Here is a 25,445-nt window from a genome sequence, read left to right on the forward strand (position 1 = left end):
CTCGCCGAGTGTATCGAGAGCCAAAGCCGACCCCTCACCCTCGGCGCTACGCGCCTTTCCCTCTCCCGCAAGCGGAAGAGGGGCTGAGCACATCATTTCGCGCTGTAACGCAAGGTCACGCCGTACTCGTGGCCCGGCTGGTTGTACCAGGCGATGGTTTCGTATTCGCGGTCGAACACGTTGCGCGCCTGCGCCTGCAGCGTCCATTCGTCGTTGATCGCCCACGATGCGCGCAGGTCCAGCGTGCCGTAGCCGGGCAGCCGCGTGGTGTTGGCGACTTCGTCGTAGCGGTGGCCGGCGCCGAACGCGGTCGCGCCGATGCGCAGCGCGCCGAAGCCGCGGTCGATGTCGATGCGCGCGGTATCCCGCGGGCGGCGCGGCAACAGGTTGCCGTCGTAGGCGCCGCCGCTGTCGTTGCGCGGGTCGGTGTGGCTCAGCTGGGTGGAAACGTCCCAGCCCCACAGCGTCGCGTCGACGGTGAGTTCCGCGCCGCGGATGCGCGCCTTGTCGATGTTGTTCGGCAGGAAGATCGCCATGTCGTAGGCGACCAGGTCGTCGACGCGGGTCTCGTAGGCGTTGAAGGTCCAGCTCCAGCCGTCCAGGTACTGCGAAACGCCCAGGTTGAGGCTCTTCGAGGCCTCCGGCTCCAGGTCCGGATTGCCGAAGAACGGGTAGTACAGGTCGTTGAAGCTCGGCGCCTTGAAGCCGGTGGCGTAGTTGGCGCTCAGCGTCAGCCCGTTGCCGAACGCGTAGCCGTAGCCGGCGCTGCCGGTGGTGTGCGCGCCGAACTGGTCGTTGTCGTCGCGGCGCACGCTGGCCTGCACGCGGTGCGCGCCGAACTGGCCCTGGTATTCGACGAAGCCGGCGGCGTTGTCGCGTTCGGTGCCGTCGAACGGCGTGTCGCTGTCGATCTCGTCGCGCTGCCAGTCGGCGCCGACGCTGAGCAGCTGGCCGTCGGCGAAGGCGTAGTCGCCCTGCAGCGCGGCCTGGTTGCGCAGGGTGCCGAAGAAACCCACGTAATCGTCGTCGTGGTAATCGTCCGAAACGTCGCGGTTGCGGCCCACGGTCAGCGCCAGCCTGAAGTGGTCCGACGGCGCGAAATCCAGCTTGCCGCCGATCACCTGCTGGCGCACCTTCGAGCGGTTGGTCCAGCTGCCGTCGAATTCGTTGTCGCCCTGCGCTTCGAGGAAACTGGCTTCCGCGGCCAGCGCACCGGTGAGCTGGTAGCCGCCGCGCACGCTGAGCGATGCGTTGCGGTAGCCGTCGCGGTCGGGCTCGTCGGCGAAGCAGCCCGCGCCGAAGGGATTGGCGGCATCGCCGGCGGTGCCGCGGCAGGCATCGATGCCGTCGGTGCGCTGATAGGCGCCGTCGGCGCCGATCCAGCCGCGTTCGCCGCGATAGCTGAAGCCGCCGCCGGCTTCCCGCAGGCCGTTGCTGCCGCCGCCGAGCTTGAGGTGGCGGCTCAATCCCTTGCCGCCGTGGCGGGTGAAGAGCTGGATCACGCCGCCGATCGCTTCCGAGCCGTACAGGCTCGAACGCGGGCCGCGCACGATCTCGATGCGCTCGATCTGTTCCAGCGGCAGGTCCTGCAGCGCGGGCAGGCCGGCGGTGGCCGAGCCGACGCGGACGCCGTCGATCAGCACCAGCACGTGGTCGGCCTCGGCGCCGCGCAGGTTGAGCAGGCTGATCTTGCCCAGCCCGCCCTGGTTGGACAGCGAGATGCCGGCGCGGCCGTTGAGCAGTTGCGCCAGCGACTGCGCCTGGCTGCGTTCGATCTCCTCGCGGCCGATCACCTGCGCCGGGACCAGGCTGTCCTCGACCGCGACGGCGGTGCGGGTGCCGGTGACGACGACTTCGTCCAGCTCGGTGGCGTCGCCGCCGCTCTGCGCGGCGGCGATGCTGGGCGCAAGCGCGATCGCGAAGGCCAGCGCCTGCGCCGGCGTGCGGGAACTGAAGGGGGAAACCCGGTAGTGCATGGCGATGTTCTCTCCGTTGCGCACGACCCGTACGCAAAGCGATGGAAGGAAGTCGCGAACGGAGGAAACACCGGATGGCGCGAAGGAGAGCCGCAGGCGCGGATCGCCGCCGCAATGCCCGCCGCATCGCAACCACAGGCTTCCAGGCCGGTCTCCGGGCTTGCGGGTTGAAGCGCGATCGCTTCGGCCTTCGCGCCTTCCCATGCGGTTGCACAGTGGCGGGTTGCGAAGGCTGGACTCGCTTACCGTTGCGGGGGCAGCGCCGGAATCGTCGCGATGCTCGCCGAGCATGCGGACCCACCGGCTTCCCGTTTCAATCCGCGGCGAAGGGTTCGCCGCGGATCACCTTGAAGCGCGGCAAGTGTAGCCGATTGCGGGAACAGGCGGCTATTCGTGCTCGTCGTGGCCGGCGCCGTCGTCGACGTCGTCGAAGAAGCCCGGCGAAGGCGCATCGTCGGCATCGCCGACGTGCGTGGTGGTCACCGGCGCGGCGGCCGGGCGCCCGCGCGGCGGCGGCAGCTGCGCGGTGGCGATTTCCAGTTCGGCCAGCAGTTGCTCGCGCCGCGCTTCGGGGATCTGCTGCCAGTGGCAGCCGGTCAGCGCGCCTTCCAGCGAGTACAGCAGGTTCAGGCTGGGGCGGAAGCCGGCGCGCCTGATCTTGACGAAGGCGCCGACCGGGCCGGCCGCGGCCAGGTCCTCCGGCGTGCGCAGCCCGACCTGGCGCAGCCACGCGGCCGATTTCGGGCCGATGTTGAGCAGCTTCAACGCAGCGACTCCACGAAGATGCCGGCGATCGCTTCCAGCCCGCGCTGGTCGTCCTCGTCGAAGCGGCCCGGCACCGGGCTGTCGAGGTCGAATACGCCGATCAGTTCGCCGTCCTTCTGCAGCGGCACCACCAGTTCCGAACGCGAGGCCGAATCGCAGGCGATGTGGCCGGGGAAGGCGTCGACGTCGGCCACGCGCTGGGTCCGGCGCGTGCGCGCCGCGGCGCCGCACACGCCCTTGTCGAGCGCGATGCGCACGCAGGCCGGCTGGCCTTGGAACGGGCCGACCACCAGTTCGTTGCCGTCGTGGAAGTAGAAGCCGACCCAGTTCAGTTCGGGCAGGGCGTGGTAGACCAGCGACGACAGGTTGGCCGCGTTGGCGACGCGGTCGCTTTCGCCGTGCAGCAGCGCGCGCACCTGTCCGGCCAGCTGCGCGTACTGCTCCGGCTTGCTGCCGCTTAGACTCTGCGAGGTGAACATCCCGACAGTGTAAGCCCGATGGAGCTCCCCGGCATCTACGTGACCGGCACCGATACCGGCGCCGGCAAGACCGTCGCCAGCGCGGCCCTGCTGCACGCGTTGCGCGCGCGCGGCCGGCGCGCGGTGGGGATGAAGCCGGTCGCCAGCGGCTGCGTCGCGACGGCGGACGGCTGGCGCAACGACGACGCATTGGCGCTGCAGGCGGCCAGCGATCCGGTACCGGCCTACGGCGACCTCAATCCCTACGCGCTGCCGCTGCCGGTGGCACCGGAAATCGCCGCGCGCAAAATGGGCGTCGAGATCGAACTCGCCGTGATCCAGGCGGCGCATGCGCGGCTCGCGATGCACGCGGACACGGTGGTCGTCGAAGGCGTCGGCGGCTGGGCCGCGCCGCTGTCGGCGCAACTCGACCAGGCCGGCCTGGTCCGCGCGCTGCGCCTGCCGGTGCTGCTGGTCGTGGGCTTGCGGCTGGGCTGCATCAATCACGCGCGGTTGAGCGCGCGCGCGATCGTCGCCGACGGCCACGAACTGGTCGGCTGGATCGCCAACGAAGTCGATCCCGCGATGGACCGGATCGACGAGAACGTCGAAATCCTGTCGGCGCGGCTGGAGGAGGTGCCGTGCTGGGGGCGATTGCCGCATTCGCCGCGGGCGGGCGCCGGAGAGCTCGCGCGGCACCTGCGTTGGTAGGAGCGCGCGGGCCGCGGGCACGGAACCTCCGGCCCTGCGGAGACCCCGGCCAAGCGCGTGCAGGGCCACACGGGAATCGCAGGCATAAAAAAGCCCGGCAGCGTGGGGCTGCCGGGCCCGTTGCGCGGAGGGAGGGGAGCCGCGCAAATCCTGGTGAAGCGTGCCCTGTCGGGCGCTTACTTGGCCTTCGCGGCCTTGGTGGCCTTGGCCACGCTGGCCTGGACCGTCTCGCTGGCGCTCTCGAACTGGCTCTTGGCCAGCTGGCCGAAGGCTTCGCCGGTCTTCAGCGTGACGCCGAAGACTTCCTGGCCGGCGGCAATCAGGCGCTCGGCGTTGTCCTTGGCGACCTGCAGGCCCTTCGGCCACAGGGTCTTGTAGGCCTCGAGGTCGCGGACTTCGGCCAGCTCGTCGATGTACGCGGTGGTCGCGTCGACGTTCTTTTCGAAAGCCTTGAGCTGCACGCCGAACACGGTCTCGGCGCTTTCCAGGGCCAGGCGGTTGGCGCGCGAAGCGGCGGCCGCGAACTGGTGGGTGAAGGTGCTGAACTGGTTGGTGAACTGGGCGGACATGATTCTGTGCTCCGGGGTGAAGAGGCGTGCCTCCATGTTGCGTCGCAGCATAGACCCGGTTTTGTTGCAACGCAATAAGCTGCGTATGGTTATCCGACGAACGGTAGGTGCTCGTTAAGAATCAGGGGGTTGCAACCGTTTTTTTGCCTGTTCAGTCCAGCCGTGGGCGGGCTGGCCGGGCGGTCCGGACAGGGTCCGCCCGGCAGAAGCGGCCTACGGCCCGCGGTAGCGGCTGCCGGCGGTGCAGGTTTCGTGGACCACGACCTCGCTCAGGCCCGGCAACGCCGGCTTCAGTTGCGCCCAGATCCACGCGGCGATGCGTTCGCTGGTCGGGTTCTCCAGGCCTTCGATGTCGTTGAGGTAGTGGTGGTCCAGCCGCGCGAAGACCGGTGCGAACGCCGCCTTGATGTCGGCGAAGTCCATCACCCAGCCGGTGTGCGGGTCGATCTCGCCGGAGACATGCAACTCGATCTTGAACGAATGCCCGTGCAGGCGCGCGCACTTGTGCCCCTCCGGCACGTTCGGCAGGCGGTGCGCGGCCTCGATGTGGAAGACCTTGAAGATGTCCATCGCGCGATTCTCGACCCCGGTGCGATCCGTCGCAACGTCAGCCGTTGCGGCTGGCGCCGTGGCGCTGGCCACGCTGTCCCTGCTGGCCGCGACGTTCGCCGCTACCGTGTTTTTTCGGGCCGGCGTGCGCATGCCGCGGCGCGTCGCCGTGCGGACGGCGTGCGTGCACGGGCTTGTTGCCCTGCGGCTTGCGCGGCGGGCGCTGCCCGCCCGGCTGCTCGGCCTTGCCCGGGGCGCTGTTGCCCCAGCGGATCGGCACCTGCGGCTCGAAGCCGGGCACGTCGCGGATCTCCATGTCCTGCTTCAGCAGGCGCACGATCGCGCGCAGGTACTTGGCGTCGTCCTGCCCGACCAGCGACACCGCTTCGCCCTGCGAGCCGTTGCGGCCGGTGCGGCCGATCCGGTGCACGTAGTCCTCGGCGACCATCGGCAGGTCGAAGTTGATGACCTTCGGCAATTCGCTGATGTCGATGCCGCGCGCGGCGATGTCGGTGGCGACCAGCACCGGCACCTTGCCGGCCTTGAATTCGTTGAGCGCGCGCTGGCGCTGGTTCTGGCTCTTGTTGCCGTGGATCGCCGCGGCGCGGATGCCGGACTTCCCCAGGAACAGCGCCAGCTTGTCGCTGCCGTGCTTGGTGCGGGCGAACACCAGGGTCTGCACGCGCGCGTCCTGCGCCAGCAGGTGCAGCAACAGGTCGCGCTTGCGCCCGGTATCGACCGGATGCACGCGGTGGGCGATGGTCTCGGCGACGGTGTTCTGCGGGGTCACCATCACTTCGCGCGGATCGCGCATGAATTCCTTCGCCAGCTGCTTGATCGGCTCGGCGAAGGTCGCCGAGAACAGCAGGGTCTGGCGGTTCTGCCGCGGCAGCTTGGCGAGGATGCGCTTGATCGACGGCAGGAAGCCCATGTCGAGCATGCGGTCGGCCTCGTCCAGCACCAGCACCTCGATGCCGGACAGGTCGACGCTGCGGCGTTCGATGTGGTCGATCAGCCGGCCCGGGCAGGCGATCACCAGGTCGACGCCGCGGCGCAGCGCGTCGAGCTGGTTGCCCATGCCGACGCCGCCGTAGATGGTCGTGCTGGGCACGCGCAGGTACTTGCCGTAGCCGCGGATGCTGTCGTGCACCTGTACCGCCAGTTCGCGGGTCGGGGTTAGCACCAGCGCGCGCGGCTTGCGCGTGCGGTTGGGTTCGGCCGCCAGCTTCTGCAGCAGCGGCAGGCCGAACGCGGCAGTCTTGCCGGTGCCGGTCTGGGCGCCGGCCAGCAGGTCGTGGCCGGCGAGGGCCAGCGGGATGGCCTGCTGCTGGATCGGGGTCGGGGTGGCGTAGCCCTGTTCGGACAGGGCGCGCAGCAGGGTGGGCGCAAGCCCGAGGTTTTCGAACGACATGGGGTGGAGCTCCAGTGGGTCGCACGCGCCCGCCGCGCCCGCCGGCAAGGCGGATGTCGCGATCGAGGCGATGCGATGGCTACCCGAAGCGTTCCCGATGAACCGCGCTGCGAGAGGGGATGGACGGCGGAGCCGGACGGCGGGCCGCGCTTGCAGGGCGAAAGGCGTCGGGAGGGCTGGCGGGGCGTTCAGCCCTGCCGTTCGGCCCGTGGGGGGCATGCCGATGGGAAACGACGGCCGCCTGCAAGCGGCGCGCATTGTACCCGACTTTGGGCGTATTGACCGGTTTCCGCCGGCAAGCTGCGTATGATGTGCATGTGCAGAAGGCAGATCGTCGAAGCCCGTCCATGAACATCCGCGTCCTCAACCGGCCGATCGGCCAAGCGTCGCGATTGCGCGTTGTGCAGAACCATTGCGACGCGCATGGCTGCACCGGCTGCCTGGTGCGGCACCTGGCGATCTGCAGCGCGCTGCCGGCGGAAGAAGCCGCCGCCCTGGAGCAGCACGCCGGCGACGTGGTGGTGCCCGCCGGGCAGGTGCTGGCGCGCGAAGGCGACACCCGCCGCTACGTATTCACGGTGACCTCCGGCTCGCTGCGGCGGATCCGTTTCCTGCCCGACGGCCGCCGGCTGGTGGCCGGGTTCCTGATGCCGGGCGACTTCATCGGCTTCAGCGGCGCCACCCGCTACCGCCATTCGATCGAGGCGATCGAGGACAGCGTGCTGTGCGCGTTCTCGTCGCAGGACATGCGCGAGCTGTGCGACCGCTACCCGGAGCTGGAGCGCGAACTGCTGGAGCGCGCCTGCGTGGAACTGGACAACACCCGCAACAACCTGATGTCGCTGGCGCGGATGACGCCGGTCGAGCGCCTCGCCGGGTTCCTGCTCGACATGGCCGCGCGGCGCAAGCGCCAGGGCCTCGACGAAGCGAGCGTGGCCCTGCCGATGACCCGCGCCGACATCGCCGACTACCTCGGCCTGACCGTGGAAACCGTCAGCCGCTGCTTCACCAAGCTGCGCAGCCAGGGGGCCATCGCCACCGACGATCCGCAGCACGTGCGGCTGCTGCAGCCGGAAGCGCTGGAGGCGCTGGCCGAAGCGCGCGGCTGATCCGCCCCGCGCATGCGCCGCGGGTGGCGCTCCCGCGAAGGACCACGCGCCCGTGGGGCGCGCCTACGCCGGGACCAGCTTGCCGTCGATGAGGCGATAGCTCGCGTGCACGACGCCATCGGGCAGTTCGTCGTGGCAGACCAGCAGCACGCTGCGCGTCCCGCTGGCGGCGGCGATGTCGCGCAGCAGTTCGTTCGCGGTGTCGACGTCGAGGCCTTCGGTCGGCTCGTCGAGCAGCAGCAGCGGCGCCTCGCGCAGCAGCGCGCGCGCCAACGCCAGGCGCCGCGCCTGGCCGGCGGAGAGCGTCGCGCCGCGTTCGCCGATCCACGCGTCCAGTCCGTCCGGCAACGCGCGGATCGCGGCATCCAGCTTCGCCTGCTGCAGCGCGCGCCACAATCGCGCGTCGTCGGCGTGCGGATCGCCGAGGCGCAGGTTGTCGCGCACGCTGCCGGCGAACACCGGCGCGTCCTGCGGCAGCCAGGCGCTGCGCGCGTGCCAGTCGGCCGGGTCGAATCCGCGCAGGTCGATGCCGCCATGGCGCACCGAGCCCGACTGCGGGTCGCGCAGGCGCAACGCCAGCGCCAGCAGCGAACTCTTGCCTTCGCCGCTGTCGCCGTGGATGGCGATGCGCTGGCCGGGGGCGATGCGCAGGTTCGCGCCGGCCAGCACTTCGCGCTCGCCGTCGTGCCAGCGGAAATGAACCTCGCGGAATTCCAGTTCCGCCTGCGGCAACGGCGTTTGCGGCGCCACCGCCGGATCGGCGACCGGCGGCGCCTGCATTGCGAGCGCTTGCAGCCGGTGCCGCGAAGCCTGCGCCGCGCGCAGCGACTGCCAGGCCGGGCCGACGCCGGCGGCGGCCTCGAACGCCGCCAGCGCCATGAAGAACAGGCCGCCGGCGGCGGGCGCGGACAGGCGGCCGGCATGCGCCGAATCGAGCAGCAGCCACAGCAGCGCCGGCAGCGCCAGTGCGACCAGCGCGGCATGCAGCGCCGTGCCCAGCGCCACGCGACGCGCGCGGGAGCGTTCCAGCGCCTCGAGTTCGCGGCTGCGCGCTTCGACCTGCGCGATCCAGCTTGCGCCGGCCTCCATCGCGGCGAGGTCGGTCGCGCCTTCCAGGCCTTCCAGCACCGCGCTGCGCATCGCCGCGCGGGCGCGCGCGGCCCGCGGCTCGAGGTCGTGGTTGCCGGCATCGACCAGCAGCGGAACGCCGAAGCCGAGGGCCAGCAGCACGCAGGCGAGCAGCACGCCGGCGTCCGGCAGCGCGGCCAGTGCCACCGCCACGGCGACGGCCGCCAGCGTTGCCAGCGCCAGCAGCGGCCCCCGCGCGCGCACCAGCAGGCCATCGAGGTTGTCGACGTCGGCGACCAGCCGCGCCACCAGGTCGCCGCCGCGATGCCGGCCCAGGCCCAGCGGCGCCAGCGGCAGCAGCTTCGCGAACAGCCACGTGCGCAGGTCGCGGGCGATGCGCAGCGTCGTTTCGTGCCCGCTCAGTTTTTCGAAATAGCGCGAGAGTATCCGCGCGAAGGTCAGCGCGCGGATGCCGGCCGACGGGCCGAAGAAGTTGAAGCCGGTCGCGTAGCCGGCCAGCGCCGCGGCGGTGAGGAAGTGCCCGGCCAGGCCGAGCAGGCCCGCGCCGGCGAGCAGGGTCGACAGCAGCAGCGCGACGGTCAGCGCGACGCCGCGCCAGTGCCGGCGGAGGATCGCGTTCATCGCGCCGCCTCGATGCGGCCTTCCGGCAGGCGCAGCACGCGTCCCGCCATGCGCATCGCCGCGGCGCTGTGCGTGGCGAGCACCAGGATGCGTCCGCGCGCGAATGCGTCGAGCGCCGCGAGCAGCGCGGCCTCGGTGTCCGGGTCGAGGAACGCGGTCGGCTCGTCGAGCAGCAGCAGGTCCGGCTCGCGCAGCAGCGCGCGCGCCAGCGCGATGCGCCGCGCCTCGCCGCCGGACAGGCCGAAGCCGCGCTCGCCGATGCGCGTGTCCAGCCCCTGCGGCAGCTTCGCGGCGAAGCGCAGCACCTGCGCGGCTTCGGCGGCGGCGTGCAGTTGCGCGTCGCCGGCGTGCGGCGCGGCGATGCGCAGGTTGTCGGCGATGCTGCCGTGGAACAGGTGCGGGCGTTGCGGCGCGTAGCCGATGCGCAGCGATGGATCGCGGCGGATCCCGCCGGCCGCCGGCGGCAGCCAGCCGGCCAGCGCTTCCAGCAGCGTGCTCTTGCCGCAGCCGCTGCGGCCAACGACGGCGAGGCGGTCGTCGCGGGCGAGTTGGAAGCAAAGGCGTTCGAATACCGGCTGCGCCGCGTCCTCGGGTCGCAGCGCCAGGTCGGCAACGACAACGCATCCCGCGGCAGCGACGCCGGTCGCGGACGCGAGGCCGGCATTCGCTTCCGCCGGATCGGCGCTGGTTTCGAGACCTGTCGCCGGGACTCCGTTCGCGACCGGCATCGCCCCCGCGGGCGGGATTTCCGGCGCAATGCGTTCGATTTCGTCGAGGGCGGCGAGGGCGGCTGCACGGTCGTGGTAGTGCGCGGCGAGCCGGCGCAGCGGCGCGTAGAACTCCGGCGCGAGCAGCAGGCAGAACACGCCGGCGGCCAGGCTCGGCGGCGCGGCGCGCAAATGCAGCATGCCGAGGTGGGTCAGGCCCAGGTAGACCGCGACCATCGCCACGCTGATCGAGGCGAAGAATTCCAGCACCGCCGACGACAGCAGGGCGATGCGCAACACCTTCATCGTGCGCACGCGCAGGTCTTCGGCGGCTTCGCGCACGCCGTCCAGTTCGGCCGCGCCGCGGCCGTACAGGCGGATCAGGCCGAGCCCGCGCAGGCGGTCGGCGAAGTGGCCGCCCATCCGCGCCAGCGCCTGCAGCTGGCGGCGGCTCGCCGCTTCCGCGCCCCAGCCGGCCAGCATCATGAACACCGGGATCAGCGGCAGGGTCAGCAGCAGGATCGTGCCGACGACGCGGTCGACGAAGAATGCCGCGACCAGCAGTAGCGGCGGCACCGCGGCGACTTCGGCGCGCGCGGGCACGTAATTGCCGAAGTGGCGTCCGATCGCGTCGACGTGCGCGCCGGCCAGTTCCGCCAGCCCGCCGCTGCGTTGCCGGCGCAGCCAGCGCGGGCCGTGCCCGAGCAGCCGGCGGAACAGCTCCGTGCGCAAGCGCTGGCGGATCCGCGCGACCGCCGCATCGGCGCGGTCGCACGCCAGCCACGCCAGCGCGGCGCGCAACAGCGCGATGGCCGCCAGCCACGCGAACGCCGGCAGGGACTGCCCGGGCGGGGCGCGTTCGACGAACACGCGCTGCACCGCGATCGCGATCGCCGCCGCCTGCGCGACCAGCAGCCAGCCGGCCAGCACCTGCGCGGCGGAGGCGGCGCGCAACGACGCGTTCCCGGGCGCGCCGAGGGCGGCCAGGCGTCGCGAAGGCGTCGGTCGTGCGTTTTCGCTGCCGTGCTGCGTCGCTACGCCCGCGGTCATGCCGGCAGGCTGCCACAACCCAGCGCCGACAGCGCGCCGTGCAGCGCCGGCACGCGCATCAGCCACGGCGCCGACAGGGTCAGCAGGCCGGCGAGCAGCACCACGCCGGCGGCGGCGCGCCGCCAGCCGGGGCGGTGCAGCCAGCCGGACAGGCGTGCGCCGGACCAGGTCAGCGGCAGCATCACCGGCAGCGTGCCGAGGCCGAACGCGGCCATGGTCAGCGCCGCGTCGCGCGCGTTGCCCTGCAGCCATGCGGCGGTCAGCAGGCTCAGGCTCAGCCCGCACGGCAGCCAGCCCCACAGCATGCCCAGCGCGAAGCGCCGCCAGCCCTGGTCGGCCGGCAGCAGCGCGCGCTGCAGCGGCTGCAGCTTCGACCACAGCTTCGCGCCGGGCCTGGCGAGGAAATCGAAGCGCCCGCCGCGGTCGAACAGACGCAGCGCGACCAGCACCAGCACCCCGCCCGTGGCCATGCGCAGGCCCAGCGCCAGCCATTCGATGCGAAGCACCTTCAGCAGCCCGCCGCCGATGCCGCCGGCCAGCGCGCCGGCGGCGACGTAGCCGGCGACGCGGCCCAGGTTCACCTGCAGCGCCGGCAGCCAGCCGCGCGAGGCCGAGGCCGCGGAGAAACCGGTGGCGATGCCGCCGCACATCGCCGCGCAATGCGCGCTGCCCAGCGTGCCGGCGGCCAGCGCCGCGAGCAGCACCAGCCCGTCAACCGGCATCGCGCGCGTTCCGTTCGCGGGGCCGGCCGGAAGGCCTGTCGTCGTCCTCGAGGATGTCCAGCGCCGGCGTGTCGAGGTCGTCGAACTGGCCGCGCCTGACCGCCCACACGAACGCGGCGATGGCCACACCCAGCAGCACCAGGCTGATCGGCACCAGCATCAACAGGATGTTCATGGCGCTGCGCTCATGGCGCGATCCTCCCGGGGCGGACGCGGGTCAGCCGCAGCGCGTTCGCGGTGACCAGCAGCGACGATGCCGCCATGCCCAGCGCGGCCACCCACGGCGTGGCGTGCCCGCTGATCGCCAGCGGCAATGCCAGCAGATTGTAGGCCAGCGCCCACGCCAGGTTCTGGCGGATCACCCGGCGCGTGCGCCGCGCCAGTTCGATCGCTTCGGGAATCCGCCACAGGCCGGCGCCGGTCGTCACCAGGTCGGCGGCGCTCTGCGCCAGCGGCGCGCCTTCGCCCATCGCGATCGACACGTCGGCGCCGGCCAGCACCGGCGCGTCGTTGAGGCCGTCGCCGACCATCGCCACCGTCCGGCCTTCGTCCTGCAGCTTGCGCACCATCGCCAGCTTGTCCTCCGGCGTCTGCCGCGCGTGCGGCGCGGGAATCGCCAGCGCCGCGGCGAAGCGGCGCACCGGGCCCTCGGCGTCGCCGCTCGACAGGTGCAGGCGCAGGCCCTGCTGGCGCAACGCGGCCAGCGCCAGCGCGGCGTCGGCGCGCGGGTTCTCGCGCAACTGGAAGCAGGCCACGCCGTGCTGGCCGTCGCCAAGCCACAGCCGGTCGTCGTCTTCCGCGCCGCCCGCGGCGAAGTCGGCGCGCCCCAGCCGCCAGCTGCGTCCTTCGACCGATCCCTGCACGCCGCGCCCGGCGTGCGCGGCGACGGCGCTGGCGGGCAGGCCCTTGTCGAACGGCGCGAACGCGATGCGCAGCGGGTGGCCGCTGTCGCGCTCCAGCGCGGCGGCGATCGACAGCGCGCGGAACGGATCGAAGTCGCCGAAGGTTTCGATGCCGTCCAGCGTCGGCTTGCCGTCGCTGAGCGTGCCGGTCTTGTCGAAAACCACGTCGCTGGCGCGGGCCAGCGCGTCCAGCGCTTCGGGCCGGGTGGCCAGCACGCCGATCTTCGCCAGCGCGCCATGCACGCAGGCCAGCGCCGCCGGCACCGACAGCGACAGCGCGCACGGGCAGCTGATCACCAGCACGGCGAGGGTCACCTCGAACGCGCGCCCGGGCATGTACTGGTGCCAGAACAGCCAGGTCGCGAACGCCACCAGCAGCAGGCCGGCGACGAAGTGCGCGCCGACGCGGTCGGCCAGGCGCGCGACCGGCGGGCGGTGTGCCTGCGCGCGCTCGACCAGCGCGACCAGTTGCGACAGCCGGGTGGCCTGGCCGACCCCGGTGACGCGCAACCGCGCCGGGCGCTCGCGGCACTGCGTGCCGGCGTAGACCGGGTCGCCGGGCGCCTTCGCCACCGGTTGCGCTTCGCCGGTGAGCAGCGCTTCCTCGAAGCTCGCTTCGCCATCGAGCAGCGTACCGTCGGCCGGCGCGTTGTCGCCGGCGGCGACGCGCACGACGTCGCCTTCGCGCAGCGCCGACGCCGGCACCGATTCGCGGCCGCCGTCGTCGCGCTCGCGGACCGCGAACACCGGCCGTGCCCGCGCCAGCGCATCGACCTGCGCATTGGCGGTGTTGCGCGCGCGCTGCTCGAGCATGCGCGCGGCCAGCAGCAGGAACACGAACATCACCGCGGCGTCGTACCAGACGTGCGCGCCGCCGCGGAAGGTCTCCACCAGGCTGGCGAAATAGGCCAGCAGGGTCGAGCCGGCGATCAGCAGGTCCATGCCGACGCGGCGCCGGCGCAGTTCGTTCCATGCGCCGGCCAGGAACGGCCAGCCCGAGTAGAACACCACCGGCGTCGCCACCAGGAAGGTCAGCCAGCGGAAGAAGTCGCGGGTCGGCGCCGGCATCGCGTTGGCGGTGTCCAGGTACAGCGCCTCGGCGAACATCATCGCCTGCAGCGCGCCGAGCCCGGCCACGCCGAGGCGCAGCAGCCAGCGCCGGCGTTCGGCGCGGCGCGCGCGTTCGATTTCCTCGCCGGCGGCGAGGTAGGGCCGGTAGCCGAGCAGCGCCAGCCGCCGCAGCAGCGGCGACAACGCGGTGCGCAGCGGGTCCCACGCGATGCGGATGCGCCCGGTCACCGCGTTGGCGGTGCAGTCGATCACGCCCGGTTCGCGGCTCAGCGCGCGGTCGATCAGCCAGGCGCAGGCGGCGCAGCGCATCGCGTCGGTGAGCACCACGATCTCGCGGCCGCCGTCGACCGCGCGGCTGTGCTGGTCGAGCAGTTCCGCGCGGTCCCAGTCGCCGAGATCGGGGACGTCGTCGCCGACGCGACCGGCGGCCGCGCTGCGCAGGCGGTAGTAGCCACCCAGGTCGTTGTCGCGGATCCAGTCGGCGGCGGCGGCGCAGCCGTGGCAGCAGAACGGTTGCGCTTCGCCGTCGGCCTGCAGCCACACCGGCGGATCCGGTACCGGTTCCCCGCAGTGGTGGCAGGCGATCGCGGCGCCGGGCTGTTCCAGCCTGCCCATGGCGTCGCCTAGTCGTCGCTGTCCAGCGCCGGCGCCAGGCGCGCGGCCTGCTGCCCGCGCTCGAGGCGGCCGCGCAAGCGCCAGCTGCCATCGGCCGGCGCCAGCTGCACGCGCCAGGCGTGGCCGTTGTCGATCCGCGCGTCGGCGCGCCAGCCGAGCGTGCCGGGCTGCAGCTGCAACTGCAGGTCGGCTTCGGCGTGCAGCGGGTGTTCGAAGGTCGCGCGCAGCGGCGCGGCGCGGTCGAAGCCGGCGCTGGCCGGCAGCACTTCGACCACGCCGTCCGCGACCCGGAGCACCGCGAGCAGTCCGCGCTGGCGCGCGGCCTGGTCGGGGCCGAGGTCGGTGGTCTGGATCTGCGAGACGCGGCGGACCTCGTCGCCGACCGCGTCGTCGCCGCCGCTGCGCGCGGCGACCACCACCAGGCCGACGCCGACCACGATCGAGGCCAGCGGGATGCCCAGCACCAGCCACACCATCGGTTCGCGCCAGAAGGGCCTGGCGTCTTTCTTCGAATCGGGGCGGCTCATCGGGTCGGTCCGAAGAAGCTGCTGTCGATGGTCTTGCGCGCGTCGCCGTCGGCCTGCTCGACGACGAAGCGGATCTCGTGGCGGCCACGAGTGCCGGCCGGCGCGACCGCGACCACCGGCAGCGAAACCACCTGCTCCGCGCCGGCCTCGACCAGCGCGTCGCCGCCCTGCACGGCGATGCCCGCGGCGTTGGTTTCCACGCGCACGCGGTAGCGGTGCGCGGCGGTGTCCTTGTTGGCCAGCTTCAGCATGTAGCCGTTCTCGACCGTGCCGTCGGCGGCCTCGCGGTACAGCGCGTTGCGGTCGCGCAGCGCTTCGACGATCAGCGCGCTGCGGTGGGTCACGCCCCAGCCCCAGCCGGCCAGCAGCGCGGCCAGCAGGGCGCCGTAGACCAGCACGCGCGGGCGCAGGATGCGGGAGCGCTTGCCCTCGATCGCGTTCTGCGTCGAGTAGCGGATCAGGCCGTCCGGGTAGCCCAGCTTCTGCATCACGCCGTTGCAGGCGTCGATGCAGGCGCCGCAGGCGATGCACTCGTACTGCAGGCCGTTGCGGATGTCGATGCCGGTCGGGCAGACCTGCACGCAGATCGTGCAGTCGATGCAGTCGCCCAGTTGCTCCGGGGCGAACTTCGGCAGCGGCGCGAACGCGGCGGCGGCGCCGGCGCCGCCGAAGGTGATGGTGCCGTGCGCCTGCAGGCGCTCGTCGGCGGCGCTGGGGTTGAAGTGCGCGCGCACCGCGTAGTCGTTGGCGGTTTCCAGGTCGAGCAGGCCGCGTTCGCGCTGCAGCACGCTGGGGATGCGCTTGCGCGGCCCGCGCGGTTCGCCGCGCATCGGGTCGTAGGCGATCAGCAGCGTGTTGCGGTCGAACATCGCGCTCTGGAAGCGCGCGTACGGGCACATGTACTTGCACACCTGCTCGCGCAGGAAGCCGGCGTTGCCCCAGGTGGCGAGGGCGTAGAAGAACACCCAGAAGGTTTCCCAGCCGCCCCACCCGAACGGCGCCAGGCGCGAGGCCAGGTCGGTGATCGGGGTGAAGAAGCCGACGAAGGTGAAGCCGGTCCACAGCGCGAACAGCGCCCACAGCGCGTGCTTGGCGCCCTTGCGCAGCAGCTTCTCGCGGGTCCACGGGCCGGCGTCGAGCTTCATCCGCTTGTTGCGGTCGCCCTCGGTCCAGCGCTCCATCCACAGGAACACTTCGGTCCACACCGTCTGCGGGCAGGCGTAGCCGCACCACAGGCGCCCGGCCAGCGCGGTGAAGAAGAACAGCGCCAGCGCGGCGATGATCAGCAGCAGCGCCAGGAACAGGAAGTCCTGCGGCCAGAAGGTCAGGCCGAACACGTGGAACTTGCGCGCCGGCAGGTCGAACAGCACCGCCTGGTGCCCGTCCCAGCGCAGCCACGGGAACAGGTAGAACATGCCCAGCAGCCAGAACACCGCCGCGGTGCGCAGCCGCGCCAGCGGGCCGGAAACCTCGCGCGGGTAGACCTTGCGTTCGCTGACGTAGAACGAACCGCCGGCGCCGGCGTCGTCTTGGGTGCGTGTATTCATTGCGGGGGCAGGCGCTGGTCGCGGCCGACCGCGCGCAGCAGGATCCATGTGAACAGGCTGGACGCCGCGGTCGCCAGCCAGAAAACGAAGAAACCCAGCGTGTAGCCGAGTTCGCGGGTGATCTGCAGCTGCGGGAAGGTGATGTCGCGCAGTTCCAGCGGATCGATGAAGGCGAAGAAGACCATGGTGCAGACGCCGGCGCTGAAGAAGCTCGGCCACAGGATCGCGCCGATCCGGCGTACGCGCGGACCGGCGTCGTCGAGGGGAGGTTGGCGCGGAACGTTCATGGGCCTTGCGCGGTCTCTGGGGCGGGGGGGTGCGACAGCGACCACACGTAGGCGGCGGCCAGCCGCGAGCGGGTTTCGCCGAGCAGTTCGCGGTGCGCCGGCATCGTGCCCTGGCGGCCCTTGCTGACGGTCTGCACCAGGCTTTCCTTGCTGTTGCCGTACAGCCAGTAGTCGTCGGTCAGGTCGGGCGCGCCGAGCGCCTGGTTGCCCTTGCCGTCGACGCCGTGGCAGGCCACGCAGATGCCGTCGTACAGCTTCTTGCCGCGTGCGGCCAGATAGTCGTTATACAGCAGCGACGGGTCGCGCAGGGTGCGCACGTAGGCGACGACGTAGTCGACCGCGTCCGGACCGCCCATGCCGGCCAGCGCCGTGCCCCACTCGGGCATCACGCCCTGGCGGCCGTCGAGCACGGTGGTCAGGATCGCGTCCGGATCGCCGCCCCAGTGCCAGATGTCGTCGGTCAGGTTCGGGTAGCCGATCGCGCCCTGCGCGGTCGAGCCGTGGCAGGTGGCGCAGGTGTTGGCGAAGATCTGCCGGCCCAGCGCCAGCGCCTTCGGGTTCTGCGCCAGCCTGTCGATCGGCTGGCCGGCGTAGGGGCGGAAGGTCGCCTCGAGTTTCTGCGTGGCCAGCGCCTTGTCCGCCGCGTGCTCGGCCTTCGACGACCACTTGCCGTAGCCGGCGATGCCGCCGAGGCCGCCGAACCAGAAGATGTAGCCGACGGCGAAGGCGAGGGTCAGGTAGAACAGGTTGATCCACCAGCGCGGCAGCGGCTTGTTGTATTCGGTCAGGTCGCCGTCCCAGACGTGGCTGGTGTCTTCCGGTGCCGGGTCGCCCGGGTGCCGCCGCGACGTCCACCACAGCAGGGCGCCGCAACCGGCCAGGTTGATCACGACCAGCACGATGACGAACCATGTCCAGCCGGTACTCATGGCCGATTCCCCCCATTGTCGTTTTCATCATCCAGCGGCAGGCGCGCGGTCGCGTCGAAGTCGGCCTTGTGGCGCGGATTCCACGCCCAGACCCAGCCGCCGACGAACAGCGCCAGCAGGATCGCGGTGACGATGCCGGAAACCATGCTCAGCCCCCCTTCGGCGCGTGCTTGCCCAGGCCCTGCAGGTAGGCCACCACCGCGTCCAGTTCGGTCTTGCCCTGCACGTCGGCCTGCGCCTGCTCGATCTGCGCGTCGCTGTACGGGTCGCCCAGCGCCTGCAGCCCGCGCATCCGCTTCGCCACCGTGGCGCCGTCGACCGGGTTGTCGGCCAGCCACGGGAAGCCGGGCATGTTCGATTCGGGCACCACGTCGCGCGGGTTGATCAGGTGCACGCGGTGCCAGTCGTCGGAATAGCGCCCGCCGACCCGCGCCAGGTCCGGCCCGGTGCGCTTGCTGCCCCACTGGAACGGGCGGTCGTACACCGATTCGCCGGCCAGCGAGTAGTGGCCGTAGCGCTCGCTCTCGAAGCGCAGCGTGCGCACCATCTGCGAATGGCAGTTGTAGCAGCCCTCGCGCACGTACACGTCGCGCCCGGCCAGCTGCAGTGCCGGGTACGGTTCGACCCCGGGCAGCGGCTCGATCGCCTCGGCCTGGAACATCAGCGGCACGATCTCGGCCAGGCCGCCGAACGAGACCGCGGCGGCGATCAGCACCGCCATCAGCCCGACGTTGCGCTCGATCTTCTCGTGGGAGTTGTTGGATTCGCTCATGTCCTTCTCTCGACAGGCACGTTCTCAGGCGCGGGCTTCGGAAGCATCGGGAACCAGCACCGGCTGCGTCGCCGCGCTGCCGGCGGCGTAGGTGCGCCACACGTTCCACGCCATCAGGCACATGCCGCTCAGCACCAGCAGGCCGCCGCCGAGGCGGATCAGGTAGTACGGGTAGGTCGCGTTGAGCGCCTCGACGAAGCTGTAGGTCAGCGTGCCGTCGGCGTTGGTCGCGCGCCACATCAGGCCCTGCATCACCCCGGCAATCCACATCGAGGCGATGTAGAACACCACGCCGACGGTGTGCAGCCAGAAGTGCGTGTCGATGGCCTTGACCGAGTACATGCGCTCGCGGCCCAGCAGGCGCGGCAGCAGCGCGTAGATCGCGCCGATCGAGATCATCGCCACCCAGCCCAGCGCGCCGGCGTGCACGTGGCCCACGGTCCAGTCGGTGTAGTGGCTGAGCGAGTTGACCGTCTTGATCGACATCATCGGCCCCTCGAACGTGCTCATCATGTAGAACGACAGCGACACGATCAGGAACTTCAGGATCGGGTCGGTGCGCAGCTTGTGCCACACCCCCGACAGGGTCAGGATGCCGTTGATCGCGCCGCCCCAGGACGGCGCCAGCAGGATCAGCGAGAACACCATGCCCAGCGACTGCGCCCAGTCCGGCAGCGCGGTGTAGTGCAGGTGGTGCGGGCCGGCCCACATGTACACGGCGATCAGCGCCCAGAAGTGCACGATCGACAGGCGGTACGAGTAGATCGGCCGCTGCGCCTGCTTGGGCACGAAGTAGTACATCATCCCGAGGAAGCCGGCGGTCAGGAAGAAGCCGACCGCGTTGTGCCCGTACCACCACTGCACCATCGCGTCGACGGCGCCGCTGTACACCGGGTAGGACTTGAACGCCCCGACCGGGATCGAGATGTTGTTGACGATGTGCAGCAGGGCCACGGCGATGATGTAGGCGCCGTAGAACCAGTTGGCCACGTAGATGTGCTTGACCTTGCGGATGGCGATGGTGCCGAAGAACAGCACCGCGTAGGCGACCCAGACCACCGCGATCAGGATGTCGATCGGCCACTCCAGCTCGGCGTATTCCTTGCCCTGGGTGTAGCCCAGCGGCAGGGTCACCGCGGCGGCGACGATGACCGCCTGCCAGCCCCAGAACACGAACGCCGCCAGCTTGTCCGAGATCAGCCGCACGTGGCTGGTGCGCTGCACGACGTGCAGGCTGGTGGCGAACAGCGCGCTGCCGCCGAAGGCGAAGATCACCGCGTTGGTGTGCAGCGGGCGCAGCCGGCCGTAGCTCAGCCACGGCAGGTCGAAGTTCAGGGCCGGCCAGTACAGCTGGGCGGCGATCAGCACCCCGACCAGCATGCCGACGATGCCCCAGACCACGGTCATCACGGCGAACTGGCGCACCACCTTGTCGTTGTAGGTCTCTCCGGCGCCTTGCATGCGCGCTTCTCCCGCGGCTGAGATGGCGCGAAGCATAGGGCCGGAGCCGCCCGTTTGCCATTGATTCAGATCAAGGACCCGCGCCCCCCCTTGGGGGATCATTCGCGCGGGCCGGCCGCCCGTGGCCGGTTGCCGCGGGGCGGTTGCGGGAACAGAATCGCCCGGCGCCGAGCCGAAGGAGTCCCGCCATGCCGGACATGACCGTCGTCGAGCTGTCGCGCCTGCAGTTCGCGCTGACCGCGCTGTACCACTTCCTGTTCGTGCCGCTGACCCTGGGCCTGTCCTTCATGATCGCGATCATGGAGAGCGTCTACGTGATGACCGGGCGCGACGTGTGGCGGCGGATGACCCTGTTCTGGGGCGCGCTGTTCGGGGTCAACTTCGCCATGGGCGTGGCCACCGGCATCGTCATGGAGTTCCAGTTCGGCACCAACTGGTCGTACTACAGCCACTATGTCGGCGACATCTTCGGCGCGCCGCTGGCGATCGAGGGGCTGATGGCGTTCTTCCTCGAGGCCACCTTCATCGGCCTGTTCTTCTTCGGCTGGAGCCGGCTGTCGAAGGTGCAGCACCTGGCGGTGACCTGGCTGACCGCGCTGGGCGCGAACTTCTCGGCGCTGTGGATCCTGATCGCCAACGGCTGGATGCAGAACCCGGTCGGCGCGGTGTTCAACCCGGACACCATGCGCATGGAGGTCGGCGACTTCATGGCGGTGCTGTTCAACCCGGTGGCGCAGAGCAAGTTCGTGCACACGGTCAGCGCCGGCTACGTGTGCGGCGCGGTGTTCGTGATGGCGATCAGCGCCTTCTACCTGCTGCGCGGGCGCCATGCCGACCTCGCCAAGCGCTCGATGGCGGTGGCCGCCAGCTTCGGCCTGGCCGCGTCGCTGAGCGTGGTGGTGCTGGGCGACGAGAGCGGCTACGTCACCGGCGAGAACCAGAAGATGAAGCTGGCGGCGATCGAGGCGATGTGGGAAACCGAGCCGGCGCCGGCAGGCTTCAACCTGTTCGCGCTGCCCGACCAGGAGACCCGCAGCAACCGCGCGCAGGTGCACGTGCCGTGGGTCATGGGCCTGATCGGCACGCGTTCGCTGAACACCGAGATGCCGGGCATCGACAAGCTGGTGCAGCGCGCCGAGCAGCGCATCCGCAACGGCCAGCAGGCCTACGCGGCGCTGCAGGTGATGCGTGCGGAAAAAAGCGGCGAGTTCAACGAATCGGCGAGGATCGCCTTCAGCGAAAACTGGCGCGACATGGGCCACGCGCTGCTGCTGAAGAAGTACCGCGACGACATCGGCAACGCGACCGACGAGGAGATCGCGAAGGCCGCGTGGGACACGGTGCCGCAGGTCGCGCCGCTGTTCTGGCTGTTCCGGCTGATGGTGCTGCTGGGCTTCTACTTCATCGCCTTCTTCGCGGTCGCGTTCTGGCTGGCGACCAGGCAGCGGCTGGACAGGCACCGCTGGTTCCTGAAGCTGGCGTTCTGGAGCCTGCTGCTGCCGTGGGTGTCGATCGAGGCCGGCTGGCTGATCGCCGAGTACGGGCGCCAGCCATGGATCATCGACGGCGTGCTGCCGACCTTCCTCGCCGCGTCCGGGCTGAGCCTGTCGCAGGTGGTGATCAGCCTGGTCGGCTTCGTGGTGGTGTACACGGTGCTGGCGGTGGTCGAGGTCTGGCTGCTGCGCAGGCTGGTGCTGAAGGGGCCGGACGAAGTCGCCGGCGCGGTCCACCCCAACGACACGCCTGTCGACGGCGGCGGCGCGCCGCTGGCGCGGGCCGGCGCCTGAGCGGAGGACGAGACGATGGACGCAAGCATGATTCCCCTCGACTACGCCACGCTGCGCCTGGTCTGGTGGCTGCTGCTCGGCATCCTGCTGATCGGCTTCGCGGTGATGGACGGCTTCGACCTCGGCGTCGCCGCGCTGCTGCCGTGGGTGGCGCGCAGCGATTCCGAGCGCCGCGTGGTGCTGAACGTGATCGGCCCGGTGTGGGAAGGCAACCAGGTCTGGCTGATCCTCGGCGGCGGCGCGATCTTCGCCGCGTTCCCGGCGCTGTACGCGGTCAGCTTCTCCGGCTTCTACCTGGCGATGTGCCTGATCCTGCTGGCGCTGATCCTGCGCCCGGTCGGCTTCAAGTTCCGCAGCAAGGTCGCCGACCCGCGCTGGCGCGCGCTGTGGGACTGGGCGCTGTTCGTCGGCGGCGCGGTGCCGGCGCTGGTGTTCGGCGTGGCGATGGGCAACGTGCTGCTCGGCGTGCCGTTCCACTTCGACGCGGACCTGCGCCCGGTCTACAGCGGCGGCTTCTTCGGCCTGCTGACCCCGTTCGCGGTGCTGTGCGGGCTGGTCAGCGTGGCGATGCTGGTCACCCACGGCGCTGGCATGCTGGCGCTGAAGACCGAGGGCGCCATCGCCGGCCGCGCGCGCCGCTACGGCAGCGTCGCCGCGGTCGTCGCCGCGCTGCTGTTCGCGCTGGCGGGCGCGTGGGTGGTGCTGGGCCTGCCCGGTTATGCCGTGGTCGGCGCGCTGGATCCGGCCGGGCCGTCGAATCCGCTGAACAAGCAGGTGGCCATCGAGGCCGGCGCGTGGCTGGCCAACTACAAGGCGATGCCGTGGACCGCGCTGTTCCCGCTGCTCGGCATCGGCGGCGCGCTGCTGGCGTCGGCGCTGCTGTACGGCGGCCGCGCCGGCTGGGCCTTCATCGCCTCGGCATTGTCGATCGCCGGGATCATCCTGACCGAAGGCCTGACGGTGTTTCCGTTCCTGCTGCCGTCGTCGATCGATCCGCAGTCCAGCCTCACATTGTGGGACGCTTCGTCCAGCCACATGACGCTGTTCATCATGCTGCTGGCGGTGCTGGTGTTCCTGCCGATCGTGCTGGCCTACACCGCGTGGGTGTTCCGCGTGCTGCGCGGCAAGGTCGGCGACGCCGGCCTGAAGCAGAACCCCAACGCCTACTGAGGAGGAGCCGTCATGTGGTATTTCGCGTGGATACTCGGCGTGGGCCTCGCCGCCAGCTTCGCCATCCTCAACGGCATGTGGTACGAGATGCGCGAGTCGGATCGCGCCCTGCGCGACGGTGGGAAGTCGTAGCGGATAGCCCGGATAGTGCGAACCTTCCGACGCATGGCAATGTCGGGGGTTCGCAAACGCACCCCCACCTGCGCGTGCTGGAATTGGCGCGTGCCTTCGCGAAGGCTTCCGGTCCCGGATTCCTGTATCGGATCATCAAACGCTGCACCGGCGATGTGGACGAGGTCTACGTCGGCTCGTCGCTGGCGCAAAGACAGCTCGGCTGGAAGGCGAAGTTCGACGTCGATGCGATGTGCCGCGACGCATGGCGCTGGCAATCGATGAATCCGGACGGTTACGCCGCCGCGTAGCCTCCGCTTGGCTTCTGTAAAGCCTGCCTCGTGTTCGATACGCGGTACGACCTGCGATTCATTATCCGACGGCGATCACTGAATGCGCCGGCGACCAATATTGGCGTTGCCGCGCGCTTGCTGGCCGGGTTATATGTCGCGGTGCAAGAGCGGCAGGGATGGGAGCCGGGGGAAGAGGAGTCGTATGTGTATCGACGTTTACGCAATTCGAGGTTGAAAGGGGCGATATAAGAGGGACAAGAGGGGCGGAAGGAGATCAAACGAGGAAATCCCGAATTAATTTCCGTCCCTCCATTATCTTGTCGGTGCCTTAATTGTCGGTTTGCAAGGGGAACTTATGGGGAGCAAGTACATGGTTCGGTGGATTGCGCCGGTAATCTTGTTGGGCGTTCTGGGGGCGGCCGAAGCCCAGGACATCAAGGCGATCAATCAGGAGTACGCCCGCCATATCAAGTCCGCCGAGGCGATAGGTGCATTGGGCAATGACCTGTTCGGCGATCTGACGAACCTGTACACCGGCAGCACGGAATTCGCGGTCACCGACGTCAGTCTCCCCGGCAACTCGGCCCTGCCGGTTGCGGTCAGCCGCCGATTCCAGGTACAGCCACGCGATGGACTTTATTCCCAAGGCCGATTCGCCGACTGGGAACTGGACCTGCCGTACTTGTACGGCATCTTCGCCCGGAAAACTTTGAGTTCCGTCGGTTGGCAGGTTTCCACTTCGACGCCCGATGCGCGCTGTTCGGTAACGGATAAGTATGTGGCAGCGCCGCCGGAGGTGCCGGCAGATGGCGCGGCTGCGGGAAATTACTTCTGGGCCGAAGAATACTGGTCCGGCAACAGCCTGCACCTGCCCGGCGGCGGTGATCAGGAAATGCTGGTGTTGACTTCGGCGAATCCACACCGGCCCACCGATGGCGCCACCTATCGCTGGGTCACGTCGGGGCAATGGTTCTTTTCCTGCCTGTCGGCCACGGCCAACGGCATTGTCGGCGAAGCCTTTCTGGCACGCAGTCCGGAAGGATGGATTTATCGATTCGACCACGTCTCGCGTCGACGCACATCCACCCTGAAGAAGCCATTGGCCGGGTTGGGGACGCTGTCGCTGCAATCCGCCACGGCCGGCGGGCCCGATATACAGCCCATGGCCTCGAACGAGGCCAATCTTCAGCGCGAGGAAATCCAGATTCTGCCGACCCGCGTCGAAGACCGCTTCGGCAACTGGGTTACCTATACCTACGATGCGAACAACCCGGGGCGGTTGACGAAGATCCAGGCCAGCGACGGTCGCCAGCTCGACCTGACCTACAACGCATCCGGCTACATCGCCACGGTAACTGCCGGTACGCGCACCTGGACTTACGCCTATTCCGGCAGCGGTACGAACATCGGGCTGAGTTCCGTCGCCTTGCCGGATGGCAGTGCCTGGAGCCTAAACATGGCCGACGTGCGCAGTGCCAGCATCCAGTACAACTCGGAATACGCAACCTGCGAGAGTCCAGGGACATTGATGGGGCATGCCGGCACCGCGACAATGACGCATCCTTCCGGCGCAGTGGGCACCTTCGCGTTCGCGATCAAACGCCATGGCCGCTCCTATGTCGACAAGTTCTGCCTGTATGCCGGGTCAGGTTACAGCGGCCCGTATGCGCAATATCCGCAGACGTTCGATGTGGTGGCCTTGGCCAGCAAGCAGATCAGCGGCCCCGGTCTGACAACGGCGACATGGAATTACAGCTATGGTCCGGCCAACGCCAGTTGGGACGAAGACTGCCCCACGCCGACAAGCTGTCCGCGGACCCGGACCGTCACCGTGACCGGTCCGGAGGACTGGGTCCGCCACACCTTCGGCAACAAGTGGGCCGACGACGAAGGCAAGCTGCTGAAGGTGGAACGGGGTGCCAACGCCACTTCCATCCTCCGGGTGGAGAACAGGACTTATCAGCTCAACGCATCGGGCCAGTTGTACCCGGCACTGATCGGGGAAAGCCCGAACCTGCGTGGGGACGGCACGGGGCAGCGGCATGCGCCGGTCAGGCAGACGATCGTCACCCAGCAAGGCCGAACCTTCACCTGGCAGGTCGCCGCCACCTGCGGCAGCAACGGGACGACGCTGTGCTTCGATCAGTTCGCCCGGCCGACGAAGGTGGTGAAGAGTAGTGCGGCAGCGCCATGAGGCGGTCAGCAGGAGTGATGGCGTAAGGCGGGTCGAGCGTTA

The 25,445-nt window shown here is 70.2% G+C and carries 25 protein-coding genes and 1 riboswitch; of the genes, 7 read left to right on the top strand and 18 right to left on the bottom strand.

Going from position 1 to position 25,445, the window contains the following annotated elements; all coding sequences use genetic code 11:
• Positions 1-92: 92 nt before the first annotated feature.
• The 3 genes from btuB to CSC71_RS04380 all read right to left on the bottom strand — a co-directional run bounded on the left by btuB (position 93) and on the right by CSC71_RS04380 (position 3,220).
• Complete coding sequence (gene btuB / locus CSC71_RS04370) at positions 93-1,976, bottom strand: TonB-dependent vitamin B12 receptor (protein WP_162373134.1); 1,884 nt, start codon at positions 1,974-1,976, stop codon at positions 93-95.
• Positions 1,977-2,104: 128 nt separating this feature from the next.
• Positions 2,105-2,341, bottom strand: a riboswitch (cobalamin riboswitch).
• A gap of 22 nt (positions 2,342-2,363) precedes the next feature.
• Complete coding sequence (locus CSC71_RS04375; protein WP_162373234.1) at positions 2,364-2,735, bottom strand: TfoX/Sxy family protein; 372 nt, start codon at positions 2,733-2,735, stop codon at positions 2,364-2,366.
• Positions 2,736-2,737: 2 nt separating this feature from the next.
• Positions 2,738-3,220, bottom strand: coding sequence for a GAF domain-containing protein (locus CSC71_RS04380; protein WP_162373135.1), 483 nt, complete (start codon positions 3,218-3,220; stop codon positions 2,738-2,740).
• Between the two features lie 18 nt (positions 3,221-3,238).
• On the opposite strand from CSC71_RS04380, the gene bioD reads away from it, so the two are divergent.
• Positions 3,239-3,910 carry a dethiobiotin synthase gene (gene bioD / locus CSC71_RS04385; RefSeq protein ID WP_162373136.1) on the top strand — a complete coding sequence of 224 codons (672 nt, stop codon included), beginning with the start codon at positions 3,239-3,241 and terminating at the stop codon, positions 3,908-3,910.
• 176 nt (positions 3,911-4,086) lie between these two features.
• Here bioD and CSC71_RS04390 read toward each other — a convergent pair whose 3' ends face one another.
• The 3 genes from CSC71_RS04390 to CSC71_RS04400 all read right to left on the bottom strand — a co-directional run bounded on the left by CSC71_RS04390 (position 4,087) and on the right by CSC71_RS04400 (position 6,439).
• A complete protein-coding gene (locus tag CSC71_RS04390; RefSeq protein ID WP_162373137.1) occupies positions 4,087-4,479 on the bottom strand; it encodes a phasin family protein in 393 nt (130 codons plus the stop codon).
• A gap of 213 nt (positions 4,480-4,692) precedes the next feature.
• Entirely contained in the window at positions 4,693-5,049 is a 357-nt protein-coding gene (queD, locus tag CSC71_RS04395; RefSeq protein ID WP_162373138.1) for a 6-carboxytetrahydropterin synthase QueD, read from the bottom strand.
• 37 nt (positions 5,050-5,086) lie between these two features.
• A complete protein-coding gene (locus CSC71_RS04400; RefSeq protein ID WP_162373139.1) occupies positions 5,087-6,439 on the bottom strand; it encodes a DEAD/DEAH box helicase in 1,353 nt (450 codons plus the stop codon).
• A gap of 347 nt (positions 6,440-6,786) precedes the next feature.
• Between CSC71_RS04400 and CSC71_RS04405 the strand changes: the two genes are divergently transcribed.
• A complete protein-coding gene (locus CSC71_RS04405) occupies positions 6,787-7,548 on the top strand; it encodes a Crp/Fnr family transcriptional regulator (RefSeq protein WP_162373140.1) in 762 nt (253 codons plus the stop codon).
• 63 nt (positions 7,549-7,611) lie between these two features.
• Here CSC71_RS04405 and cydC read toward each other — a convergent pair whose 3' ends face one another.
• The 12 genes from cydC to ccoN are packed head-to-tail and all read right to left on the bottom strand — an operon-like array spanning position 7,612 to position 19,848.
• On the bottom strand, positions 7,612-9,258 hold the full coding sequence (gene cydC / locus CSC71_RS04410) for a thiol reductant ABC exporter subunit CydC (protein ID WP_162373141.1): 1,647 nt from the start codon (positions 9,256-9,258) through the stop codon (positions 7,612-7,614).
• Positions 9,255-11,015: a thiol reductant ABC exporter subunit CydD gene (cydD, locus tag CSC71_RS04415; protein ID WP_162373142.1), complete on the bottom strand. Its 1,761-nt coding sequence runs from the start codon at positions 11,013-11,015 to the stop codon at positions 9,255-9,257. The genes cydC and cydD overlap by 4 nt, the downstream gene beginning before the upstream one ends.
• Entirely contained in the window at positions 11,012-11,737 is a 726-nt protein-coding gene (locus CSC71_RS04420) for a sulfite exporter TauE/SafE family protein (RefSeq protein ID WP_162373143.1), read from the bottom strand. The genes cydD and CSC71_RS04420 overlap by 4 nt, the downstream gene beginning before the upstream one ends.
• Positions 11,727-11,912: a cbb3-type cytochrome oxidase assembly protein CcoS gene (gene ccoS / locus CSC71_RS04425; protein ID WP_162373144.1), complete on the bottom strand. Its 186-nt coding sequence runs from the start codon at positions 11,910-11,912 to the stop codon at positions 11,727-11,729. Before ccoS ends, CSC71_RS04420 begins: the two co-directional genes overlap by 11 nt.
• Positions 11,913-11,922: 10 nt before the next feature.
• On the bottom strand, positions 11,923-14,325 hold the full coding sequence (locus tag CSC71_RS04430; RefSeq protein ID WP_162373145.1) for a heavy metal translocating P-type ATPase: 2,403 nt from the start codon (positions 14,323-14,325) through the stop codon (positions 11,923-11,925).
• A gap of 8 nt (positions 14,326-14,333) precedes the next feature.
• Positions 14,334-14,852, bottom strand: a complete 519-nt coding sequence (locus CSC71_RS04435) for a FixH family protein (RefSeq protein WP_162373146.1) — start codon at positions 14,850-14,852, stop codon at positions 14,334-14,336.
• Entirely contained in the window at positions 14,849-16,399 is a 1,551-nt protein-coding gene (locus CSC71_RS04440; protein ID WP_162373147.1) for a 4Fe-4S dicluster domain-containing protein, read from the bottom strand. Before CSC71_RS04440 ends, CSC71_RS04435 begins: the two co-directional genes overlap by 4 nt.
• Positions 16,396-16,686: a hypothetical protein gene (locus CSC71_RS04445; protein ID WP_162373148.1), complete on the bottom strand. Its 291-nt coding sequence runs from the start codon at positions 16,684-16,686 to the stop codon at positions 16,396-16,398. Before CSC71_RS04445 ends, CSC71_RS04440 begins: the two co-directional genes overlap by 4 nt.
• Positions 16,683-17,615 carry a cytochrome-c oxidase, cbb3-type subunit III gene (gene ccoP, locus CSC71_RS04450; RefSeq protein ID WP_162373149.1) on the bottom strand — a complete coding sequence of 311 codons (933 nt, stop codon included), beginning with the start codon at positions 17,613-17,615 and terminating at the stop codon, positions 16,683-16,685. The genes CSC71_RS04445 and ccoP overlap by 4 nt, the downstream gene beginning before the upstream one ends.
• Positions 17,612-17,761 (bottom strand): cbb3-type cytochrome oxidase subunit 3, encoded by a 150-nt coding sequence (locus tag CSC71_RS04455; RefSeq protein ID WP_162373150.1) that lies wholly within the window; start codon positions 17,759-17,761, stop codon positions 17,612-17,614. Before CSC71_RS04455 ends, ccoP begins: the two co-directional genes overlap by 4 nt.
• A gap of 2 nt (positions 17,762-17,763) precedes the next feature.
• On the bottom strand, positions 17,764-18,387 hold the full coding sequence (gene ccoO, locus CSC71_RS04460; RefSeq protein ID WP_162373151.1) for a cytochrome-c oxidase, cbb3-type subunit II: 624 nt from the start codon (positions 18,385-18,387) through the stop codon (positions 17,764-17,766).
• A gap of 24 nt (positions 18,388-18,411) precedes the next feature.
• The gene (ccoN, locus tag CSC71_RS04465; protein ID WP_162373152.1) at positions 18,412-19,848 is read right to left on the bottom strand and encodes a cytochrome-c oxidase, cbb3-type subunit I; all 1,437 of its coding nucleotides are present in this window, start codon (positions 19,846-19,848) and stop codon (positions 18,412-18,414) included.
• A 188-nt stretch (positions 19,849-20,036) separates the two neighbouring features.
• Here ccoN and CSC71_RS04470 point away from each other — a divergent pair, with 188 nt between their 5' ends.
• The 5 genes from CSC71_RS04470 to CSC71_RS04490 all read left to right on the top strand — a co-directional run bounded on the left by CSC71_RS04470 (position 20,037) and on the right by CSC71_RS04490 (position 25,403).
• A complete protein-coding gene (locus CSC71_RS04470; RefSeq protein WP_162373153.1) occupies positions 20,037-21,635 on the top strand; it encodes a cytochrome ubiquinol oxidase subunit I in 1,599 nt (532 codons plus the stop codon).
• Positions 21,636-21,662: 27 nt separating this feature from the next.
• A complete protein-coding gene (gene cydB, locus CSC71_RS04475; RefSeq protein ID WP_211367854.1) occupies positions 21,663-22,805 on the top strand; it encodes a cytochrome d ubiquinol oxidase subunit II in 1,143 nt (380 codons plus the stop codon).
• Positions 22,806-22,817: 12 nt separating this feature from the next.
• A complete protein-coding gene (cydX, locus tag CSC71_RS04480; RefSeq protein ID WP_162373155.1) occupies positions 22,818-22,937 on the top strand; it encodes a cytochrome bd-I oxidase subunit CydX in 120 nt (39 codons plus the stop codon).
• Between the two features lie 74 nt (positions 22,938-23,011).
• The gene (locus tag CSC71_RS04485; protein WP_162373156.1) at positions 23,012-23,227 is read left to right on the top strand and encodes a hypothetical protein; all 216 of its coding nucleotides are present in this window, start codon (positions 23,012-23,014) and stop codon (positions 23,225-23,227) included.
• Between the two features lie 352 nt (positions 23,228-23,579).
• Positions 23,580-25,403: a hypothetical protein gene (locus tag CSC71_RS04490; RefSeq protein ID WP_211367856.1), complete on the top strand. Its 1,824-nt coding sequence runs from the start codon at positions 23,580-23,582 to the stop codon at positions 25,401-25,403.
• The last annotated feature ends 42 nt before the right edge of the window (positions 25,404-25,445 follow it).

Source organism: Pseudoxanthomonas sangjuensis (assembly GCF_010211755.1).
GTDB classification, from domain to species: Bacteria; Pseudomonadota; Gammaproteobacteria; order Xanthomonadales; family Xanthomonadaceae; genus Pseudoxanthomonas_A; species Pseudoxanthomonas_A sangjuensis.

Coding starts and splice junctions, on each gene's coding strand:
- btuB (WP_162373134.1), bottom strand. CDS start 1,976: ATGCACTACCGGGTTTCCCCCTTCAGTTCCCGCACGCCGGCGCAGGCG.
- CSC71_RS04380 (WP_162373135.1), bottom strand. CDS start 3,220: ATGTTCACCTCGCAGAGTCTAAGCGGCAGCAAGCCGGAGCAGTACGCG.
- bioD (WP_162373136.1), top strand. CDS start 3,239: ATGGAGCTCCCCGGCATCTACGTGACCGGCACCGATACCGGCGCCGGC.
- CSC71_RS04390 (WP_162373137.1), bottom strand. CDS start 4,479: ATGTCCGCCCAGTTCACCAACCAGTTCAGCACCTTCACCCACCAGTTC.
- queD (WP_162373138.1), bottom strand. CDS start 5,049: ATGGACATCTTCAAGGTCTTCCACATCGAGGCCGCGCACCGCCTGCCG.
- CSC71_RS04400 (WP_162373139.1), bottom strand. CDS start 6,439: ATGTCGTTCGAAAACCTCGGGCTTGCGCCCACCCTGCTGCGCGCCCTG.
- CSC71_RS04405 (WP_162373140.1), top strand. CDS start 6,787: ATGAACATCCGCGTCCTCAACCGGCCGATCGGCCAAGCGTCGCGATTG.
- cydC (WP_162373141.1), bottom strand. CDS start 9,258: ATGAACGCGATCCTCCGCCGGCACTGGCGCGGCGTCGCGCTGACCGTC.
- cydD (WP_162373142.1), bottom strand. CDS start 11,015: ATGACCGCGGGCGTAGCGACGCAGCACGGCAGCGAAAACGCACGACCG.
- CSC71_RS04420 (WP_162373143.1), bottom strand. CDS start 11,737: ATGCCGGTTGACGGGCTGGTGCTGCTCGCGGCGCTGGCCGCCGGCACG.
- ccoS (WP_162373144.1), bottom strand. CDS start 11,912: ATGAACATCCTGTTGATGCTGGTGCCGATCAGCCTGGTGCTGCTGGGT.
- CSC71_RS04430 (WP_162373145.1), bottom strand. CDS start 14,325: ATGGGCAGGCTGGAACAGCCCGGCGCCGCGATCGCCTGCCACCACTGC.
- CSC71_RS04435 (WP_162373146.1), bottom strand. CDS start 14,852: ATGAGCCGCCCCGATTCGAAGAAAGACGCCAGGCCCTTCTGGCGCGAA.
- CSC71_RS04440 (WP_162373147.1), bottom strand. CDS start 16,399: ATGAATACACGCACCCAAGACGACGCCGGCGCCGGCGGTTCGTTCTAC.
- CSC71_RS04445 (WP_162373148.1), bottom strand. CDS start 16,686: ATGAACGTTCCGCGCCAACCTCCCCTCGACGACGCCGGTCCGCGCGTA.
- ccoP (WP_162373149.1), bottom strand. CDS start 17,615: ATGAGTACCGGCTGGACATGGTTCGTCATCGTGCTGGTCGTGATCAAC.
- CSC71_RS04455 (WP_162373150.1), bottom strand. CDS start 17,761: ATGGTTTCCGGCATCGTCACCGCGATCCTGCTGGCGCTGTTCGTCGGC.
- ccoO (WP_162373151.1), bottom strand. CDS start 18,387: ATGAGCGAATCCAACAACTCCCACGAGAAGATCGAGCGCAACGTCGGG.
- ccoN (WP_162373152.1), bottom strand. CDS start 19,848: ATGCAAGGCGCCGGAGAGACCTACAACGACAAGGTGGTGCGCCAGTTC.
- CSC71_RS04470 (WP_162373153.1), top strand. CDS start 20,037: ATGCCGGACATGACCGTCGTCGAGCTGTCGCGCCTGCAGTTCGCGCTG.
- cydB (WP_211367854.1), top strand. CDS start 21,663: ATGATTCCCCTCGACTACGCCACGCTGCGCCTGGTCTGGTGGCTGCTG.
- cydX (WP_162373155.1), top strand. CDS start 22,818: ATGTGGTATTTCGCGTGGATACTCGGCGTGGGCCTCGCCGCCAGCTTC.
- CSC71_RS04490 (WP_211367856.1), top strand. CDS start 23,580: ATGGTTCGGTGGATTGCGCCGGTAATCTTGTTGGGCGTTCTGGGGGCG.